The sequence below is a fragment of the Streptomyces sp. NPDC002088 genome, assembly GCF_040296605.1.
GTDB lineage: Bacteria > Actinomycetota > Actinomycetes > Streptomycetales > Streptomycetaceae > Streptomyces.
Genome location: NZ_JBEOXO010000024.1, coordinates 103,278 through 117,286 on the forward strand (window position 1 = coordinate 103,278; position 14,009 = coordinate 117,286).

The window sequence follows — 14,009 nt, forward strand, 5'->3', positions numbered from 1 at the left end:
GCGGCGTCCGGATCTCACGCCGCTGTCCGGATCTCACGCCGCTGTCCGGAGCGTGGCGGGCCGGGCGCGTTCGATGAGTGCGAAGACGACGAGGTGGTCAGGGAGTGCTTACTTCGAACCGCGTGACCCGGACCGAGCCGCCGAGTGCCTGAGTGGCGAAGTTGAAGAGGGCGAAGCGGTAGCCCATGAAGAACTGCCAGGCGTTGTTCAGGGTGAACGCGGGCCCGAATGAGGTGAAGTTGGTGCCGTCGGTGCTGTAGGAGAACGTGGCGGTACGGTTCGCACCAGGAGTGATGTCAGCGTTCACGCGGAGCCAGATGCGGCCGCCCGAGACATTGGCGCTCGCCCTCACGGTGCCGGTGCCCGTGGTGTTCCAGCCGGTGTCCATGGTCAGACCGTCGACCATGACCAGGCGAGTGCTCGTGCTGCTGTCACGTATGAGGCCGATGCAGGCGGAGGAGTCCCGCAGCAGCGCCAGGCCTGACCGGTCTCCGTCCCACATCCCCGTGTATTCCAGCAGTGCCGTCGCGGTGGAGGTGGGCCCCTGAATACGGTGAGTGAGGGTGTTGCGGGCCCAGTACAGGTCGCCGGTGACGCTCGCGGTGCTCAGCGTGAGACCGTTGCCCACCGACCACTTGCTGTTGTCGGGGTTGTGGTTCCACTCCCACTTGGGTGCCAGGGATGTTCCGGTGAAGTAGTCGACTCCCGTCATCGGCTCGACCCTGCGGGGCGGAGTGGGAACCACGGGGCTCGTATACGAGCTGGCCCACGCACTGTTGACGAGCTGGACGACAGGCCAGCCGTCGGAGGTCCAGGTGACCGGGGCCAGGACGGGGATGCGGCCACCGGGGTAGGCGTCGACGAACGCCATGTAGTACCAGGCCCCGTTCTGCGTCTGGACGAGGCCGCCCTGGTGGGGAACTCCTCCGCCGGTGACCGGGCCGGGAAGGTCGAGCAGGACCTGCCGGAGCGTGTAGGGCCCGAAGGGTCCGCTCGTCGACTTCAGGATGTACTGGCCGTTGGCGGGGCGGGTGAGGAAGATGTAGTAGTTGCCGTTGATCTTGTAGAAGCGTGAGCCTTCCAGGGTGCCGATGCTCGACGGTGTGCTGAACACCTGCTGGGTACGGACCTGGGTGCGGCCGTCCGCGGAGAGCTGGGCCACGTGGATGGCGGTGTTGCCGTACGCCACGTACAGGGTGTCGTCGGTGTCGACGAGCATCCCCGCGTCGTAGTAGGCGGTGTCGAGCGCGGTCAGCCGGCTCCAGGGTCCTTCGACGGAGGAGGCTGTGTACAGGTAGGTCTTGGCGAAGTCGATCTGGCCCACCCAGTAGAACGTTCTGTTGGACGGGCGGTACGCCAGTGACGACGCCCAGATGCCCCGGACGTATCCGCGGGCGCCGTTGAGGTCGTACTTCGCACCGAAGTCCAGTACGGGCACCGAGTGGCCGGCGATCTCCCAGTCGATCAGGTTGTACGAGCGCAGGATCGGCGCGCCGGGCGAGTAGTGCATGGTCGAAGCCGAGCAGTAGTACGTGTCGCCCACGCGGATGATGTCGATGTCCGCGAAGTCCTGCCAGAGGACGGGGTTGACGTAGGTCGCGGCCAGGTCCGAGGAAGACGTCGCGAGCTGTGCGGCGGACGCCTGTCCGGCCGTAGCGACGGGCAGGACGCTTCCCGCCAGCAGACCGGTGCCCGTCGCGAGTACGGCACGACGGTTCACAGAATGACGCGTCCATGACATGTCGATACTCCTTGCGACATCCCGGGCCGGACGGAAACGAGGGCCCCGAGGGCTGCGTGTTCGATGTTTCGAACGCGTAACGGCAGTTCGGACGACAAGGATGGTGTGTGACACCTGGAGCCCGTCAACCCCCCTGCATCATTCGATCAGTGTGTCGAAATGTTTCGCTCGCAGGGTGATGGTTGAAATATCGCCCCGCCGTTCGGTCAGCTCCTGGGAAGCTTCATCCACCCTGCAGGTGAGGCGCATACAGGACGGCGTCCGACAATCGTTGCCCGTAACGAACGGCGCACTGCTCTTGCCATGGAACAGTTGGCTGCTGCGTCACCGCTCGAGCCGACTGCTGTGGATTCACAGCGACTCATTCGATCGGTTCAACGATCGTTTCGAGCTTGGCCGGTCTTGGTGGCCTTCACTTGTCGTGGTTCGGCGGGGACGTCAGATCGCCCACTACGGTCGTCCGCTGCCGAAGGCGGCCGCGCACCACCTTTCGCGGGAGGACCGCTTCGGCGGACGCTGCCGCGCCCTGGTCCGTGCGGGACGCAGCGTCCCGCACGGAGATGAAGCCCGTCGCCGACGAACAGGAACGGCCGACGGTGAACACCAGGCCGCACGGCGCCACTTCATCCAGGTCCTGCGCCTCGCCCACGCAGACGACGGCCTCCGGGCCGGAGCCAGGGCGGCCCCGGCGTTCGGGTGATCGTGAGACCGGACCTCAATCAGGCCGTCCGGTCCGGGCGATCTCGTGATCAGCTGGACCCTGTGATCAGCACGCTGTGGTCGGGCCCTGAACTGCCGCTGGATGGCGCCGGCCGTGTCGACGGTGCCCGGCCGAGGCAGCAGCTGGGTGACATCGTTGCGGTGCCGCCCGGCAGCAGGACCGCGAGCCAGGTGCCGTGCCCGTCGGTGATCACGTGGTGCTTAGAGCCGGCCCCGATCGACCGACGACGGGCCCGTGTGCTGCCCCCTCCAACTTCTCGACCTCGGACCACACCGAGGCGACATCGGCCACACGCCGGGCGGGGAGACCTGTGGCCTCCTCCGGAAGAAGCTGCGGAAGCAGATCGGCCGGCTGCGCTCCCAGCACTGCCGCGATGCGCACAAGACGGTACAGCGAGGGCGCCTGTGTCCCACCTTCGATGTTCGTGATCGACCCGCGCGAGAGCCCGGACCGCCTCCCGAGCAGTTCCTGGGTCAGCGCCGCCCGGGTCCTGGCCTCACGGATCAACCGCCCCACGGACGCATTGAACGCCTTTCCTCCACACCGCCCCCAAGCGATGCCAGCCTCACTGACAACCCACTTCCCCAACTCCGGTGCTGCCAGGCTCCATAGCGAACAGACGATCGGTCGCCCCGCGCGCCCGGCCGTGCGGCGTCCCGAAGCAGAACACCGGGAAGTTCCGGCATGCGAGAGCCGACAACGCCATTCACCGACGGTTACGGACGCCCCCACCTCACACTCGACAGCACGCAAACTCGATACACCTGGAAGCTGTCGGCTGCGAGACGGAAGGATGCCGGACCATGAGGGGCCCACACCAGGCTCGATGCCGACCAACTCCTGCCGCTTGCCGAAGTCCACACCTCCGGCGCCCCCAATGGACTCCGAGGAAAGCAAGTCGTACGCGAACGACCTGGACGGTCCCCCGCGACTTGAGCACCGTGTCCACGACCAGCAACCGGTCCAGGGCCGGCAAGGACCCTGGCGAGTGGCAGCTGCCACATGCCGGCTACCACCGCAGGTACGTCACCGACTGAAATCGCCGGTCAAGTTGGCGACCGCCGGGAGATCACGCCCCACGTCGAAGGACGCCCCGCCTTGCCAGCGGCTGCGTCACCCCACGATCAAGATCCGGACCATACGCGGGCCAGAGCCCCTCGACTCGCTCACCTTTGACACATTCACACTGGTCAAACACCTACAGGCGCTGTACCACCAGCAGACGGAGAACCTGCTGGCAGGCTTCGCACGCCCATATGGCAACTGGGCGCGCTGCTCAGTTGGTGCGGCCGGACTTTCCCTCTGCAGTCCCACCGAAGCGACTCACTGGCCGAAGAAGCTCAACCGAACCTGACGGTTGGTGTTGCTCCTGTTTGTGTCCACCAGGCACACCGACTGCCACGTCCCCAACTCCAGCCTCCCGCCCAGCACCGGCAGCGTCGCGTGGGGCGGGACGAGCGCCGGGAGGACGTGGTCGCGGCCGTGGCCGGGGCTGCCGTGGCGGTGCTGCCAACGGTCGTCGGCGGGGAGGAGGGTGTGGAGGGCGGCGAGGAGGTCGTCGTCGCTGCCCGCGCCCGTTTCGATGATCGCGATGCCCGCGGTGGCGTGAGGGACGAAGACGTTCAGGAGGCCGTCACGGCCGCCGGCCGCCTCCCGCAGGAATGCCTCGCAGTCACGGGTGAGGTCGACGACCCGCTCTTCGGAGCCGGAGGCGACGTGCAGGACTCGGGTGGTGAAGGCGTCTGACATACCCCCATCCTCACCCATGGGCCCGATTCCGCAGGCGGCTGGCGCCCGCCCCGCGACCTCGCTCCAGCGCGTCGCGGCCGGACTGCTGCCCGGCACGGTCATCGGTACCGGACGCGCCCTCGTCTCCGGTCTGTTCAGGATCGGCTCAGGATCGGCGAGGACCTCGTGGACGCCCCCCGTCCAGATGCTGCGCATCGTGCCCTTCGCGGGTCTCGTTCCGCTGTTCATCATCTGGTTCGGCATCGACGAGACTCCGAAGGTCGCGATCATCACGCTCGGCGTGACACTCCCGCTCTGCCTCAACGTCCGCGCACTACCAGCTGATCACCTCCCTGAAGCGGGCGGCGCTGAGCCTGAGCGACGTCAAGGTCAAGTACCTCCAGGCGGCGGACGCGCTCGCCACGTTCGCCTCCGGCAAGGTCGACACGTGGGCGGTGTGGGACCCGTACACCTCACAGGTGCTCCAGGCCGAGCAGGGCCGTGTCCTGACGACCTGCGACGACGTCACCAACGGGCTCACCTTTCAGGTGGCGGCGCCCGTCGCGCTAAAAGGGCACCTAGAAGGCCGCCGCCGTCAAGGACTCCTGGAGCGGCTGCGCCGGGCCACGGCGTGGGTCCACGACCACCAGGAGGAGTCGGCCAAGGTCTGGGCGAAGGACACCGGGCTGCCCTGCGAAGTGGCTCCGGCCTCGGTGAATCGCACCAACTCCACCGGGTGGCCGTCGCGGTCGACAAGCCGCTCATCGCCTCCGGGCAGGAGATCGCCGACAGCTCACCGAGCCCTGCATCGAGCTCGCACTCATCCCGCTGAAGGTCGACTTCGCCGGCTTCGTGAACGCGCGGTACAACGACGACCTGCCGGCATGGACGACACGACGGCCCTCGCCTCCACGGGCTCGTGAGCGACGTCACCTCCCCACTCCTCGGGGGAAGATCCACGACCGAACCCCTGTTAGTGGAAGCGTGAACAATACGCGCGAGGTCGAGGTAGTCGTCCTGGGCGCTGGTCAGGCCGGCCTGTCCAGCGCCTACCACCTGCGGCGCACCGGATTCCTCCCGGAGCGCGACTTCGTGGTTCTCGACCACTCCCCCGGCCCGGGCGGCGCCTGGCAGTTCCGGTGGCCCTCGCTGACGTACGGCAAGGTGCACGGGATGCATGCGCTGCCCGGGATGGAGCTGACGGACGCCGATTCCGCGCGGCCCTCCTCCGAGGTGATCACCGAGTACTTCGACCGGTACGAGCGCACCTTCGACCTGCGGGTGCGGCGCCCGGTCGACGTACGGGCCGTGCGCGAGGCCTCCGGTGACCGGCTGCTCGTGGAGACGTCCGACGGTGTGTGGTCGGCTCGCGCGCTGATCAACGCGACCGGCACCTGGGACCGGCCGTTCTGGCCGCGCTACCCCGGCCAGGAGACCTTCCTCGGACGGCAGTTGCACACCGCGCGGTATCCCGGGCCCGAGGAGTTCACCGGGCAGCGGGTGGTCGTCGTGGGCGGCGGGGCGTCCGGTACCCAGCACCTGCTGGAGATCGCCCCGTACGCGGCCGCGACCACCTGGGTCACCCGGCGGCCGCCCGTCTTCCGTGAGGGCCCCTTCGACGAGGACGCGGGCCGGGCCGCCGTGGCGCTGGTGGAGGAGCGGGTGCGGCAGGGGTTGCCGCCGAGGAGTGTCGTCTCCGTCACCGGCCTGCCCCTCAACGACGCGATCAGGCAGGGGCTGGCGGACGGCGTCCTGGACCGGTTGCCGATGTTCGACCGGATCACCCCGGACGGGGTGGAGTGGAAGGACGGGCGGCGCGTGACCGCCGACGTCATCCTGTGGGCGACCGGCTTCCGGCCCGCCGTCGACCATCTGGCACCACTGCGGCTGCGCGAGCCGGGCGGCGGGATCCGCGTCGACGGGACGCGCGCGGTCGCCGACCCGCGCATCCACCTCGTCGGCTACGGCCCGTCGGCGAGCACGATCGGCGCCAACCGGGCCGGACGTGCGGCGGTACGGGACATCAGGCGTCTGCTCGCGGGAGAACCGGTCGCCGCCTGACGTCCCGCCCGCTCACTTGGTCGTGGGCTGCGGGCTCGTAGTCGTGGGCTGCGAGCTCGCAGTCATGGGCTGCGGGCTCGCGCTCTTCTGCAGGGCGTTGAACTCGGCGACGTTGCGCAGGTGCTGCTGATAGTCGGCTGTGAACCGGGTGTCGCCCGGCTTGACGGTGACGAAGTACAGCCAGTCGCCCGGCGTCGGGTTGATCGCCGCCTTCATCGCCTCCTCGCCGGGGTTGTCGATCGGCGTGGGCGGCAGACCCATGCGCTGGTAGGAGTTGTAGGGGCTCTCGATCCGGGTGTCGTCGGCCGTGGTACGCAGGGTGGAGCGGTTGAGCGCGTAGTTGATGGTGGAGTCCATCTGGAGGGGCATGCCGCGCCCCAGCCGGTTGAAGACGACCCGGGCCACCTTGCCCATGTCGGCCTTCGTGGCGGCCTCGGCCTGGATGATGCTGGCGATGGTGACCGCCTGGTAGACGTTCATAGCGTTGCGCTGCGCGCCGGACGCGATGGGCACCTTGTTGAAGTTACGGTTTGCGGTGTCGACCATGGCCGACAGCAGCGACTCGGGGGTGGCCTTCTCGGCCAGCGGATACGTCGCCGGGAACAGATAGCCCTCAGGATTGCCCTCGGCGTCGTTCGGCAGCTTGAGGCCGGCCCTCGCGAGCGACTGTCTGGTGGCACCGGCGGGCAGTTCGAGGGCCTTGTCCACGGCGTCGTAGACCTGGCTCGCCCGCCAGCCCTCCGGGATCACCAGCGAGGCGGGCCTGGCGGGCTCGTCGTCGTCCAGGCTCAGCAGCGGCACCGCCACGGCGGTGCCGGCCACGACGGCCCCCGTCGCGATGAGGGCGAGACGGCCCCGGCGCGTCAGTCGAATCGTGCTCCGTGGCGGAGTGTTCATCTGCATGCGGGCACGGTAACCCGTACACCGTCACAAACCCGGCATATCTTCAGCTTGTCGGCTCCAGTTGGGCGTCCCGGCGTACGAGGGCCGCATATCGCCCGTCCCGCTCCAACAGCTCCTCGTGCGTGCCCCGCTCGACCGCACGTCCGGAGTCCAGGACCACGATCTGGTCGGCACCCCGAATGGTGGACAGCCGGTGCGCGATGGTGAGCGTCGTGCGGTTGGCGGACAGGGCGTCGATGGCCTCCTGGACGGCGTGTTCGGTGCGGGTGTCCAGGGCGCTGGTCGCCTCGTCGAGGATCAGCACCGGCGGATCGCGCAGGATCGTGCGAGCGATCGCCAGGCGCTGTTTCTCACCGCCCGAGAAGCGGTGGCCGCGCTCGCCGACGACTGTGTCGTAGCCGTCGGGCAGGGACGCGATGTGGCCGTGGATCTGGGCCGCCCCGGCTGCCGCGTACAGCTCCTCGTCGGTGGCGTCGGGCTTGGCGAAGCGCAGGTTCTCGGCGACCGAGGCGTGGAAGAGGTACGTCTCCTGCGAGACGACGCCGACCGCCCGGGCGAGGGTGTCGAAGTCCAGGTCACGGACGTCGACGCCGTCGAGGGTGACGCGGCCGCCCGTGACGTCGTACAGGCGTGGCACCAGATAGCCGAGCGTGGACTTGCCCGCGCCGGTCGCGCCGACGAGCGCGAGGCTGCTCCCCGCGGGGACGGTGATGTCGATGCCGTCGAGGACCGGGCCCCCCTTGCCGTCGTAGCCGAAGGTGACGTCCTCGAAGCGGACCTCGCCCTTGATGCGGTCGAGGTGGACGGGCTCCTCGCGCTCGGTGATGTCGATGGGCAGGTCGAGGTACTCGAAGATGCGCTGGAACAGCGCGAGCGAGGTCTGGATCTGGACGCCGGTCGACAGGAGGCTCACGGCCGGGCGGAACAGGCCCTGCTGGAGCGAGACGAAGGCGACGATGGTGCCGATCGAGACATCGGGGCCGCCCGCCTGGAGGGCGAGACCCGCGGTCCAGTAGATGACGGCGGGCATGGCGGCCATGACGATCGTGATCACGGCCATCCGCCAGCGGCCGGCCATGCTCGAGCGTACTTCGAGGTCGACCAGTTGCTCGGACTCCTCGGAGAAGGACCGGGTGAGCGAGTCGGAGCGGCCCATGGTGCGGCCGAGCAGGATGCCGCTGACGGAGAGCGACTCGGTGACGGTCGCCGCCATCGCGGCCATCTGCTTCTGGCGCTGGGTGGTGATCTTCTTGCGTTCGTTGCCGACGCGGCGGCTGATCCACACGAAGACCGGCAGCAGGAGCAGCGAGACGACGGTCAGCCGCCAGTCGAGGGCGATCATCGCGACGATCGTGGCGACCACGCTGGTGAGGTTGGAGACCAGGGAGGTCGCGGTGGAGGTGACGGTGGCCTGCATGCCGCCGATGTCGTTGGCGATGCGGGACTGCACCTCGCCCGTTCGGGTGCGGGTGAAGAAGGCGAGCGACATGCGCTGCAGGCGGCCGTAGACGGCGGTGCGCAAGTCGTGCATGACGCGCTGGCCGACGGTTGTGGAGATCAGGGTCTGCAGGACGCCGAAGACGCTGGTGAGGACGGCGCTGAGGATCATGCCGAGCGCGAGCAGGCTCAGCAGGCCGGTGCGGCCCTGCGGGATCGCGACGTCCAGCGTCTCCTTGAGCAGGAAGGGGGTCGCGACGGTGACCAGGGACGCGGCTCCCACCAGCAGACCGACGATCGCGAGTCGGCCGCGGTAGGGCTTGAAGAGTTTCAGGATGCGGCGCACCTGCCGAGGCTGGTCGGTCGAGGTGCCGGGGGACGGGGTCCAGTTGATGTCGTCTCGGGGCATGGCTCCTACGGATGGTGAGACGGAAAGGGTTCACGGAGCATAGCTCATTGTTACCTATACTCACAATGAGCCTGGTCCTGATATTGTTCCCGCATGACCACCCCCGACGCCGACCGGCTCGCCGAGCAACTGGTGCTGCTGACCCGGCATGTGCACCGCATCCAGAAGCGCCATCTGGAGGAGCGGGACCTGGGCGTCACACCGGCCCAGTCCCGGCTGCTGCGGATCCTCGCGCACTGCGCCTCACCGCCGCGCATGGCCGATCTCGCCGAGCGTCTGGACGTGGTGCCCCGGGCGGTCACGACCCTGGTCGACGGCCTGGAGGCGAACGGCAAGGTGCGCCGGGTCCCCGACCCGACCAACCGCCGGGTGATCCGCATCGAGCTCACGGACGACGGACTCGAGGCGCTGCGGGAGCTGCGCGGCGCGCGTACGTCCGCGGCGAAGGAGATCCTGGGCCCGCTGTCGGGCGAGCAGCGGGAGGTTCTGGGCGGGCTGCTGGACACGCTGGTGGGCGGGATGCCCGGGCGGGAGCACCGGCACGGAGGACGCACTCATGCGGACGGGCCGCGCGCTTCGAATCCAGAGGTACGGAGTTGAAGCGCGCGGCCCGTCCGGGCGGTGGGGTCAGCTGACGTCGGAGGCAGACTCCTCGGCCGGCTGGGCCGGGACAGCCGCGGGTTCGAACGCGTCGGCCTGGGGGACCTCGGGCGCGTCGGCCTTCAGGACCTCGGGCGCGTCGGCCTTCAGGACCTCGGACTCGGTGACCGCGTCGAGGGCCTCGCCGTCCAGCACCTTCTTCGCCCGCTCCGTGTCCAGCGCACCCTCCCAGCGGGAGACGGCGAAGACGGCGACGCAGTTGCCGAGCAGGTTGGTGACGACGCGCATCGAGTCCATGATGCGGTCCACACCGAGCAGCAGGGCGACGGCGCCGGCCGGGACGGCCCCCAGCGAGGAGGCGGTCGCGGACAGGGCGAGGAAGGCCGAACCGGGGATGCCGGCCATGCCCTTGCTGGTGAGCATGAGCACCAGGATCACGGTGATCTGCTGGCCCAGGCTCAGGTCGACGCCCACGGCCTGGGCGATGAACAGTGTGCCGATGGACAGGTAGAGCGAGGCGCCGTCCAGATTGAAGGAGTACCCCGTGGGCAGCACCAGGCCGACGGCATCGTCGCGGGCGCCGGCCCTGCGCAGCTTCTGCATCACGCGCGGCATGACGGACTCGGTGGAGGCGGTGCCGAGCGCGAGGAGCATCTCCTCACGGATGTAGCGGAGGAACTTCCAGAGGCTGAGCCCGGTGACCATCTTGAGGGCGACGGCGAGCAGGGCGACGAAGAGCGCCGCCGCCATGTAGCACAGGATGATCAGCTTGGCGTAGGTCTTCATCACGCCGAGCCCGTACTGGCCGACCAGGACGGCCATCGCGCCGAACACGGCGAGCGGGGCCAGTCGCATGACGAAGCCGACGACCGCGAAGACGATCTCCTGGGCCTGTTCGACGGCGGGCAGGACCTGCGGCACCCTGGTGTGCCCGAGGTGCAGCAGTGCCGCGCCCACCAGGCAGGCCAGGATGAGCACCTGGAGCAGGGAGTTCTCGGCGAAGGCGCCGATGAAACTGGTGGGCAGCGCGTTCACGATGAACTCGGTCGTCGAGGGCAGTGAGCCCCCGCCCGTCTTCGCGTCGACCGCGGAGGCGTCGAGCGTGGCAGGGTCGACGTTCATCCCCGAGCCGGGCTGGACAACGTTGGCAGCGACCAGACCGATGAGCAGGGCGGCCGTGGAGGCGACCTCGAACCAGATCAGGGCCTTGAGCCCGATCCGGCCGAACGCCTTCAGGTCACCGGCCTTGGCGATGCCGACGACGACCACACAGAACACGAGCGGCGAGATGATCGTCTTGATGAGCCGGGTGAAACCGTCGCCGAGGGGCTGGAGATCGGTGGCCACGTCGGGCCACAGCTTTCCGACGACGACTCCGAGCACGAGCGCGCAGGCGACCTGCGCGAAGAGTGAGGTACGCAGTATGCGTGCGACGCGTCGCGGCAGGGACGGGACGGACGGCGGCACGGGCACTCCTTGGGGGGACGGGGGGGAGCACAGAAGCCCGGAGGGGACCGACTGGACTTCTGCAATGCGGAAAGCGGCTTCCGCGATGATCACCTTGGAGGTGCCGTTTCTCCCGCAAGAGGCCGCCGCGTTGCAGCCGTGTAAATCACGCCCCGAGTGACGCATCGCACACAACTGGCCTCAGCAGCCGCCCCGGTCCTCCGTGAGCACCCCCTGAACGGTGGTCAGGGAACGGTCGTAGCAACCGTCCGAGCCGTACCACCGGTAGTGCTCACCCGTCGTAGCGACCGCGTGCCGCTGGTCGCGCGGCACGTTGACGGTGAACGTGGCGTCACCCGTGTAGGTGTCGTCGAGCCGCGACCATGCCGTGCGCCGGCCGCCGCGCGTCTCGACGACCGCGGCACGGTCGCCCAGCGTCAGCACGGTGCGCAGCCGATCGTCCCCGCCGATCGTGGTCGTGCCGTCCATCGCGTACGTCCGGTGCGTGCGCGTCGTGCGGGCCGGTCCGCGTCCGTCGACGGTCACCGACTCGTCGTCGGTCCAGGTGGCGTCCAGGCCATCGGTGTTCTCACCGTCGGTCCAGCGGTGCGCGGAGGTGTTCGCCAGCGAGCGGTTCACGGTGGTCGTGACCCGGCCGTGCGAGGTGTCGACGTACCCGGCGACGGTGAGCCGGTGCCCGCCCTCGGTGTCCACCCGGTGCTCCGAACCGGGCGCGTATGTCGAGGAGTTGGCGAGGTCGTCGGACTTGTGCACGGTGAGTTCGCCGGTGACGTGCGCGCGCCGCGCGTCCTGCCAGACGAGCACGTTCACGGGGGTGCTCCAGCCGGCCTGCCCCGCGGGCACACCGACGACGGAGACCTCGACGTGGTGCGGGCGGCCGTCGTTGAGGATCCCGGCGAAGGGGGTCAGGTCGTATTCGATCGGCTTGATGTCGAAGGCGCGCGGTCCCGGAACGACGTACCAGAGGAAGGGGTTGGACCAGCCGCCCGTCCACACGGTCGGGAACGGCGTGGCGATTCCGGCGAGTTGGCCGTCGACCTTGATCTGGACCTCGCGGTAGGGACCCTGGTCCGCCTTGCAGGAGTAGGGCGCCGCGTCAGGCACGGTCAGGTACCAGTATTCCTCGCAGCCGCCGCCGGAGCCGGTGGCGTACACCTCGGCGACGATGCGTTCGCTGTTGCGCGGGGTGGTGAGGGTGGCGCCGTCGGTGAGGGTCAGCACGCGGTCGGGCGTCGCGGCCCGTCCACCCTCGTCGGACTCGTAGAAGGTGAGTGTGACCTTGACATCGATGACGCCGGTGTACGTGTCGTCGACGACGTTCCCGATGAGCATCTCGACTTCCTGGCCGCGACGGAACGTGTCGCTGTAGCGCGTGACGTCCTTCTCCACGGACCACTCGATGCCGTCGGGCGACGGCTCCGGTGTCGACGTACGGAAGATTTCCACACCGCCGACGTGCAGATAGCCGAGCCGGTCGAACTGCCGCCCCTTGACCTTGCCGTCGAGCCGCAGCACGACCTTGCTCCAACGGTCGCCGCAGCCGTCCGGGGGTGCGTAGGTGCCCTTGTACGGCGTGAAGTCACGGAACTGCGCCTCGGCGACGGTGACTTGGCAGGACTTGGCGTCCGGCTTGGCCACGGGCGGGGCGGCGGTGAGCGGGTCGTGCCAGTCGGTGCCGAACTCGGCGGGGACATCGGCGGACGGGGAGGGGGCAGCCGCGGCCTGCGCAGGCCCCGCCCCGATGAAGGCGCTCAGCAGGAGGGCCGCTCCGGTGAGCATGGACATGATGATCCGACTTCTCATGGCCGGTGTTCTACGGGGAGTTGGCCGCCGCCGCAATGAGGCCTCCCCCATGCGTACGGGACCCCCATGCGTACGGGACCCCCATGCGTACGGGACCCCCATGCGTACGGGACCTCCATGCGCTCTGGACCTCCGTGCCTACTGGCCCTCCACGGGTACTAGTAGGCCTCGAGGTCGGCCCTGTCTCCCATCACCACCACAGGATGCCGGTTCGGGTCGAGCGTGCGCAGCAGGTACTCCATGGCCGTTTTGGACAGGCTGACGCAGGCCGACGTACCGCTGCCGTGGTCCATGTGCAGCCAGATACTGCCGCCCTTGGCATCACCCTCGGGGCGGGTCGGGTCGTTCGGCGGGGTGCCCTTGACGCGGTTGTAGTCGATGGCGATGACGTAGTCGAAGTCGTGCCAGTGCGACCTGGCCCACCAGCGGGGGGCCGCGAAGTCGGCGGACCGGGTGTACGGGAGTACGGCACCGGGGTCCGCGAGGACCCCGCCGGCGTCGGTGAGCGTGAACACGCCGATGGGGCTGCGCTTGTCCCCCTCGCGGTGGTCGGTGGTCCAGCCCTTCTTGCCGTTGTGCGCGGGCCAACTGCGGGTGCGGTCCCAGGTGGAGCCGCGCTTCGTGTAGAGCACGACCGTGGAGTCGGCGGAGTCCCTGCCGTCCCCGTACACCGCCACGACCTGGCGGGACTCGGCGGGGATCCGCCGCTGAAGGCGCTCTGCGACGTCCGGGATGCGGGTCGGGTCCACGACACTCGAGCGGGTACGGTCCGCCTCGGCGGCGGATCCCGCCTCGCCACCGTGTCCCCCACCCGGACCGCTGCAGCCGGACAGTGCCGCCACGGTTGCCAGGAGGGCCAGGGTCGCCAGGGTCGCCGAGAGGTGACGGCGGGCCGCCGTCAGGACCCGCGCACGCCGTGCACCGCCACTTTGCATCGCCCCATCCTCGCATCACATTCCGGACGCTTGCGTCGGGTTGTGTACATCCAGGCCATGCCCGGCCGATCCGGATCGCTCGCCGTCGGTAGCCGGATCTGTGCGGCGCCCCGGAAAAACGGGTTGATTTTGACCACGCTCCGACGCGAACCTTGCACGGTTTGCTGCCGCGCCTCGCGGTTCCTTCGGTTTCCTTCCCTCCCC

The 14,009-nt window shown here is 69.0% G+C and carries 11 protein-coding genes and 2 pseudogenes; 4 read left to right on the forward strand and 9 right to left on the reverse strand.

All coding sequences use genetic code 11. The features are described from left to right. Nucleotides 1-97 precede the first annotated feature (97 nt). The 4 genes from ABT114_RS37845 to ABT114_RS37865 all read right to left on the reverse strand — a co-directional run bounded on the left by ABT114_RS37845 (nt 98) and on the right by ABT114_RS37865 (nt 4,211). Nucleotides 98-1,741: a glycoside hydrolase family 43 protein gene (locus ABT114_RS37845; protein ID WP_351148028.1), complete on the reverse strand. Its 1,644-nt coding sequence runs from the start codon at nt 1,739-1,741 to the stop codon at nt 98-100. A gap of 412 nt (nt 1,742-2,153) precedes the next feature. Further along, complete coding sequence (locus ABT114_RS37850; protein ID WP_351148219.1) at nt 2,154-2,390, reverse strand: hypothetical protein; 237 nt, start codon at nt 2,388-2,390, stop codon at nt 2,154-2,156. Between the two features lie 261 nt (nt 2,391-2,651). Next, nucleotides 2,652-3,323, reverse strand: a complete 672-nt coding sequence (locus ABT114_RS37860) for a helix-turn-helix domain-containing protein (protein ID WP_502988458.1) — start codon at nt 3,321-3,323, stop codon at nt 2,652-2,654. 462 nt (nt 3,324-3,785) lie between these two features. Beyond that, the gene (locus tag ABT114_RS37865) at nt 3,786-4,211 is read right to left on the reverse strand and encodes a secondary thiamine-phosphate synthase enzyme YjbQ (protein ID WP_351148031.1); all 426 of its coding nucleotides are present in this window, start codon (nt 4,209-4,211) and stop codon (nt 3,786-3,788) included. A 19-nt stretch (nt 4,212-4,230) separates the two neighbouring features. Between ABT114_RS37865 and ABT114_RS37870 the strand changes: the two are divergent. The 3 genes and pseudogenes from ABT114_RS37870 to ABT114_RS37880 form a co-directional block, all read left to right on the forward strand. Further along, a pseudogene (locus ABT114_RS37870) lies at nt 4,231-4,524 on the forward strand (ABC transporter permease); the annotation flags it as partial. Continuing rightward, nucleotides 4,514-5,084, forward strand: a pseudogene (locus ABT114_RS37875) (ABC transporter substrate-binding protein); the annotation flags it as partial. The pseudogenes ABT114_RS37870 and ABT114_RS37875, both read left to right, overlap by 11 nt. 90 nt (nt 5,085-5,174) lie before the next feature. After that, entirely contained in the window at nt 5,175-6,251 is a 1,077-nt protein-coding gene (locus ABT114_RS37880; RefSeq protein WP_351148033.1) for an NAD(P)-binding domain-containing protein, read from the forward strand. A 12-nt stretch (nt 6,252-6,263) separates the two neighbouring features. On the opposite strand, the gene mltG is transcribed toward ABT114_RS37880, so the two are convergent. Both mltG and ABT114_RS37890 read right to left on the reverse strand, forming a co-directional pair. Beyond that, a complete protein-coding gene (mltG, locus tag ABT114_RS37885; protein WP_351148036.1) occupies nt 6,264-7,154 on the reverse strand; it encodes an endolytic transglycosylase MltG in 891 nt (296 codons plus the stop codon). 43 nt (nt 7,155-7,197) lie between these two features. After that, nucleotides 7,198-9,000, reverse strand: a complete 1,803-nt coding sequence (locus ABT114_RS37890; protein WP_351148039.1) for an ABC transporter ATP-binding protein — start codon at nt 8,998-9,000, stop codon at nt 7,198-7,200. Nucleotides 9,001-9,093: 93 nt separating this feature from the next. Between ABT114_RS37890 and ABT114_RS37895 the strand changes: the two genes are divergently transcribed. After that, nucleotides 9,094-9,600 (forward strand): MarR family winged helix-turn-helix transcriptional regulator, encoded by a 507-nt coding sequence (locus ABT114_RS37895; RefSeq protein ID WP_351148042.1) that lies wholly within the window; start codon nt 9,094-9,096, stop codon nt 9,598-9,600. Nucleotides 9,601-9,627: 27 nt separating this feature from the next. Here the strand turns inward: ABT114_RS37895 and ABT114_RS37900 are convergent, their stop codons facing one another. From ABT114_RS37900 to ABT114_RS37910, 3 genes are all read right to left on the reverse strand, one after another. Further along, entirely contained in the window at nt 9,628-11,067 is a 1,440-nt protein-coding gene (locus ABT114_RS37900; protein ID WP_351148045.1) for a cation:dicarboxylate symporter family transporter, read from the reverse strand. A gap of 180 nt (nt 11,068-11,247) precedes the next feature. Next, nucleotides 11,248-12,870, reverse strand: coding sequence for a peptide-N4-asparagine amidase (locus ABT114_RS37905; protein ID WP_351148048.1), 1,623 nt, complete (start codon nt 12,868-12,870; stop codon nt 11,248-11,250). A 158-nt stretch (nt 12,871-13,028) separates the two neighbouring features. After that, nucleotides 13,029-13,805, reverse strand: coding sequence for a L,D-transpeptidase family protein (locus tag ABT114_RS37910; RefSeq protein ID WP_351148051.1), 777 nt, complete (start codon nt 13,803-13,805; stop codon nt 13,029-13,031). Between the last annotated feature and the right edge of the window lie 204 nt (nt 13,806-14,009).

What these genes read in the sequence shown, in the direction of transcription:
- ABT114_RS37845 (WP_351148028.1), bottom strand. Translation starts at nt 1,741, where the DNA reads ATGTCATGGACGCGTCATTCTGTGAACCGTCGTGCCGTACTCGCGACG.
- ABT114_RS37865 (WP_351148031.1), bottom strand. Translation starts at nt 4,211, where the DNA reads ATGTCAGACGCCTTCACCACCCGAGTCCTGCACGTCGCCTCCGGCTCC.
- mltG (WP_351148036.1), bottom strand. Translation starts at nt 7,154, where the DNA reads ATGCAGATGAACACTCCGCCACGGAGCACGATTCGACTGACGCGCCGG.
- ABT114_RS37890 (WP_351148039.1), bottom strand. Translation starts at nt 9,000, where the DNA reads ATGCCCCGAGACGACATCAACTGGACCCCGTCCCCCGGCACCTCGACC.
- ABT114_RS37895 (WP_351148042.1), top strand. Translation starts at nt 9,094, where the DNA reads ATGACCACCCCCGACGCCGACCGGCTCGCCGAGCAACTGGTGCTGCTG.
- ABT114_RS37905 (WP_351148048.1), bottom strand. Translation starts at nt 12,870, where the DNA reads ATGAGAAGTCGGATCATCATGTCCATGCTCACCGGAGCGGCCCTCCTG.
- ABT114_RS37910 (WP_351148051.1), bottom strand. Translation starts at nt 13,805, where the DNA reads ATGCAAAGTGGCGGTGCACGGCGTGCGCGGGTCCTGACGGCGGCCCGC.